Raw genomic sequence first — 5,287 nt, forward strand, 5'->3', positions numbered from 1 at the left:
GGATCAAGATGTTGCCTACCGTGGCCGATGTCGCGGCCAAGTTGACCGGCACGCCGTGGGCCGATATTGTCACCGACGCGATCTCAAACTGGGCCGGCGCGTACTTCGATCTGGGCCAGTCCTATTGGCGCTCGCCGTGGGCCAATTTGCCGGCCTTCGCAGCGTGGCGGGCCGAAGCCGCCTTCGACCGCACGCCGCAGGTGCGTGGCGCGCGCGCCTTCCAGCGCGTGTTGCAGGAAATGCCCCAGACCGCGCCAGAGGCGATTGTGGCCGCTGTTGAGCTGTTGCAGATCCCGGCCAACGGTCTTGAAGCCTACTTCCACCGCCTCTTGTTGTCGATCCAAGGCTGGGCCGGCTATGCTCGCTACCTGCGCTGGAATGCCGAACTCTACGGTGGTCAAGACCAAACCTTGACCGATCTGCTGGCGATCCGGTTGGTGTGGGAAGTGGCGTTGTGGCGCAGCTTTGCCCGCACCGGCTTGGCCGAAGCGTGGCAGCAGCGCAAGGGCGAATTAGGCAATGATCAGGTGGACGAAGCGACCAAGCGGGCGATCGGCGGCGATCTCTTGCTGCAACGCGCCTTCGAGAAGGCCTACCAGCGCCAGTTGTTTGCTAGCCTCGGCGCGCCGGCGCCGGTGGCTGCCGCAACCCGCAAGCGCGCGCAAGCCGCGTTCTGCATCGACGTGCGCTCAGAGATCTTCCGCCGCGCGCTCGAAACCGTGACCGGTGAAATCGAGACGATTGGCTTTGCCGGGTTCTTCGGCTTCCCGATCGAGTACATCCCGCTGGCCGAGACGCAAGGCGGCGCGCAGTGCCCGGTCTTGTTGACGCCGCAGTTCGTGATCGCCGAGTCGGTTGATGGCAAGGCCAGCGCCGAGGTTGAAGCCGCTATCGCCAAGCGGGCGATGAACCAGCGCGTGGCCAAGGCGTGGCGGATGTTCAAGTTTGGCCCGGTCTCGTGCTTCGGCTTTGTCGGGCCGGTCGGCTTGGCCTATCTGCGCAAGCTGCTGCTCGACACGCTCGGCATCACCCGGCCGGTGCCGCATCCGGCGACGTTCGGCCTCGATGCCGATACCCGCGCGCGGGTCAAGCCGAGCCTCGAACCACGCCCGATCAATGGTCGCGTGACCGGTATGGCGCTTGAGCAGCGGATCGCCGCTGCCGAGGGTGCGCTCAAGGCGATGTCAATGACCAGCAACTTTGCTCGCATCGTGCTGCTGGCCGGCCACGGTTCCACCACCGTCAACAACCCACACGCCACTGGCCTTGATTGCGGCGCGTGCGGCGGCCACACCGGCGAAGCGAACGTGCGGGTGGCGGTGCAGATCCTCAACGATCCGGCGGTGCGGGCCGGTCTGCGCCAGCGCGGGATTGACATTCCGGCCGATACGGTGTTCGTGGCCGGTTTGCACGACACCACCACCGACGACGTGACCATCTTCGACAAAGGCGATGTGCCGGCCAGCCACGCCGATGACCTCAAGCAGTTGGAAGCCGATCTGGCCGCTGCCGGCCGGTTGGCGCGGGCCGAGCGGGCGGCGTTACTGAAGATTGAGGCGGACGCCGACATCGATCAGGCGGTGCGCCAGCGCAGCAAAGACTGGTCGCAGGTGCGGCCAGAGTGGGGATTGGCCGGCTGCGCCGCGTTTATTGCCGCTCCCCGCGAGCGCACCGCTGGAGTGAAGTTGGACGGGCGCTCGTTCCTGCACAATTACGACTGGCGGCAAGATAAAGGCTTCGGCGTGCTCGAGCTGATCATCACCGCGCCGATGATCGTGGCGAGCTGGATCAACCTGCAATACTACGGCTCGACGGTTGATAACCGGGTCTTCGGCAGCGGCAACAAGACGCTGCACAACGTGGTCGGTACGCTTGGCGTGCTTGAGGGCAACGCCGGCGACCTGCGGGTCGGGTTGCCGTGGCAGTCGGTTCACGACGGCGAGAAGTATGTCCACGAACCGATGCGCCTGCACGTGCTGATTGAAGCGCCGATCGATGCGATGACCGCGATCATCGCCAAGCACGAACAGGTGCGCCAATTGCTCGACAACGGCTGGCTCTACCTGTTTGCAATCGGCGAAAACGGCAAGGTGACGCACCAATACGCCGGCGGGTTGCGCTGGCAGGCGGTGTAACATCACCCGGCGCCGCCCGGCCGGGCGATTCCCCAATGTTTGTACTGAATAGATACAATTGTAGAGCCGCCCGGCCGGGCGGCGCCCATCGATGCAATTTTACCCCACCGGTACCTCACCCGCCGGTTGCGCCGAGTGGCGCAACCGGCGGGTGGCAGGTCGTCGAGATCGAGCATGTTGCGTTTGGGCAGAATGATGGTGCGAATGCCGGCCCGGTGCGCGCCGAGCGCTTTCTCTTTGATGCCGCCGATGGGCAGTACCCTCCCTCGTAGCGAGATTTCACCGGTCATAGCGATGTCGTCGCGCACCAGCCGGCCAGTAGCGGCTGAAGCCAACGCCGTCGCCATCGTAATCCCCGCCGAGGGGCCATCTTTGGGCACCGCTCCTGCCGGCACGTGAATATGGATAGCGTGGGTCTCGCAGAAATCCGGTTCGATGCCGAGCGAGCGGGCGCGCGAACGGACGTAGGTCAGTGCGGCTTCGGCGCTCTCGCGCATGACATCGCCGAGCTGGCCGGTGATCCGCAGCTCCTTCTTCCCTTCCACCGCACTCGCCTCGACAAAGATAATATCACCGCCGACCGGCGTCCAGACCACCCCAATCGCCACGTCGGGTTGGTCAAGCCGCTCGCGGGTCTCGTTGGTAAAGCGAGGCCGGCCTAGTGCTGTGCGCACGAAGGCGGCATCAACCACGAACGGCAAGCTAGTTTGGTCAATCTCGCCTTCGCTGAGGCGGCGGGCGACTTTGCGCAGCACCGCACCGATCGAGCGTTCGAGGTTGCGCACGCCGGCTTCGCGGGTGTATTCGTTGCTGATGCAGCGCAGCGCCGCTTGCGGTAGAACTCGCGCACTTTACGCAGCCGCTCAACCACATCGAAGGTTTCGAGCAGTGCTTGCCGTTCGGCGAAGGTGTAATCGGGCGAATAGCCGGTATTATCGGCCAGATGGCCGGGATCGTCGATCGAGCGCACGAAATTGCGGATCTCGTGGGTAACGCCGGGCCGCAATTCGAGCACGGCATCGATGGCGGCATGCACCTCGATCATCAACTGCTCGAGTTCAGGCGTGCGCTCGACGACATCGGGCCGGCGGGTGAAGCGGAAGCACAGGTAAGGGGTCGTCTGAGTAGCTTCGATCAGTTCGGCACGCACCAACCCGCACACCACCACGCCGGTCGCGCCGGTGGGCAACGTGCCGAGCTGCTCGATCCGGGCCACCACGCCAACCCGAAAGAGTTGATCAGCGACCGGCGCATCAGCCGGCGGATCGGGCCGGCGCGCAGCCAGCAACACCTTGCGCCCCTCGCGCGCGGACGCCTCAGCCGCTGCTGCCCCCAACTCATCGAGGGTCAAACTGACCATGGTATAGGGAAAGACCACTGCCCCCTCGAGCGGAATCAGCGGCAGCGTCTCTGGTGTCTCTTCGCTCGGTTAGTCGTGCAGCGTCTCGTCACTCATAGCGCGTCTCCCAATTGGTAAGCGGAACAACTATGCCGCACTATTGGTAGTGTGAAACGCGCGCGGGAGTGTGTCAATGGCAGCGGCCAAGTTCTAGTGAAACTCTAACAGTAAGGCGCAGAGCATGTAAACGCCAAGACGCGAAGGACGCGAAGGGCGCAGAGGGTTTTGTAGGGATGGTGCCAAGCACGCTCTTACCTAACCTAAAAAACCTTCGCGTCCTCTGCGCTCTTTGCGCCTTTGCGTTAAGCATCCTTTGCGTCTCTGCTCTCTCTGCGGCTTGTCATACCAATGGTAGTTGCCGCTTTCGTTCGCCGGTCAGGGCAAAAAAGGCATTGGCCACCGCCGCCGCGATCGGCCCCATCGGCGGTTCGCCGCCGCCAAAGGGCCGGTCGCCGCTGCGCAGAATCTGCACTGCCACCTCTGGCGCGCCGGCGATGGTCAGCAGCGGGTAGCGATCGAAGTTACCAGCGTCGATCCGGCCCTCGCTGATCGTGACCTGCTCGAACAGTGTTGCGCTCAGGCCCATCATGATCCCGCCTTCAGTCTGGGCGGCCAACCCGTCGGGGTTAATCGCCAGACCGGGATCAACCGCTGCCCACACCCGGTAGACCCGCAGTTTGTCGCCTTCGTACCCCACTTCAGCCACGTGGGCCGCAACCGTGTTCATATCCACACTGCACGCAATCCCGCGCGCCCGGCCCGCCGGCGTTGGTGTGCGCCAACCGGCCATCTCGGCGACGGCCAGCAGCGTTGCGCGGAAGCGCTGGCCGAGTTCGCTGTCCGGCAGGTGGCGCAGCCGGAATGCGAGCGGATCGCTGCCGGCGGTGTGCGCGAGTTCGTCAATAAAGCTTTCGACGGCAAAGACGTTAGCGAGCAAACCTAACCCGCGCCATGGCCCAGTCGGTACCGGCAATTCGACCGTTTGCGATGTGACCAGCAGGTTCGGAATGTTGTAGACCAGCCGCGCGCCGCGCCAAGCGCCAAAATCGCTGCCGAGCAGCCACTGTAGCGGCGCTGGAATGAAATCGAACAACACGTTGCCACTAGCGTGGCGTTGTTCGAGCGCGATGATATTGCCTTGGTCGTCGAGCGTGGCGCGGAAGGCGGCGTAGGTTGGTGGGCGCAAGTAGCTGTAGCGAAACTCCTCGGTGCGCGTCCAGCCAATATGCACCGGCTTGCCTACTGCGGCCGAGAGGATGGCGGCTTCGTTAGCGGCGGTGATCAGCAGTTTGCGCCCAAATCCGCCACCGAGGTAGGTGGGTGTGACTTCGACCGTATCGGCTGGCCGGCCTAGCGTAGCAGCAATCGACTCGGCCACCTGCACCGGCGATTGGGTGCTGACCCAAGCCCGCACCCGGTCGGGTTGGACATCAACCAGCGCTGCTTGCGGTTCGAGGGTGGCATGGGCGGCGAGCGGAGTGCGGTAGGTCGCCTCAATCACCTTTGCCCCGCGCAGGGCAGCGCTGGCATCGCCGCGTTGCTGAATCGGCGTCCCCGATCCGGCTTGCGCCGCCAAACGTTCTTCGAGATCTTGGTGAGTAAACGGCGGCGGCAGCTCCCACTCGAGCTCAAGGTCGTTGAGCGCAGCGTAGGCGGCGAGGCGCGATTCGGCGACCAAGCCGGCAAAACCATCACGGATCACCACCTGTACCACACCGGGCCGGCCCAGCGCCGTGCCGGGAGCGGCCCGCCG

General features: G+C 64.4%; 2 protein-coding genes and 1 pseudogene. 1 reads left to right on the top strand and 2 read right to left on the bottom strand.

Annotation, left to right across the window (positions count from 1 at the left end; genetic code table 11):
* A partial coding sequence (locus U9R81_RS02440; protein ID WP_322493943.1) for a DUF2309 domain-containing protein occupies positions 1 to 2,135 on the top strand: 2,135 nt, incomplete at its 5' end.
* A 146-nt stretch (positions 2,136 to 2,281) separates the two neighbouring features.
* On the opposite strand, the pseudogene U9R81_RS02445 reads toward U9R81_RS02440, so the two are convergent.
* Both U9R81_RS02445 and U9R81_RS02450 read right to left on the bottom strand, forming a co-directional pair.
* Positions 2,282 to 3,540, bottom strand: a pseudogene (locus tag U9R81_RS02445) (S16 family serine protease); the annotation flags it as partial.
* A 334-nt stretch (positions 3,541 to 3,874) separates the two neighbouring features.
* Positions 3,875 to 5,287, bottom strand: a 1,413-nt coding sequence (locus U9R81_RS02450; RefSeq protein WP_322493944.1) for a xanthine dehydrogenase family protein molybdopterin-binding subunit, incomplete at its 5' end; no start/stop codon positions are given.

The organism is Chloroflexus sp., assembly GCF_034435895.1.
In the GTDB taxonomy this organism is placed as follows: Bacteria; Chloroflexota; Chloroflexia; order Chloroflexales; family Chloroflexaceae; genus Chloroflexus.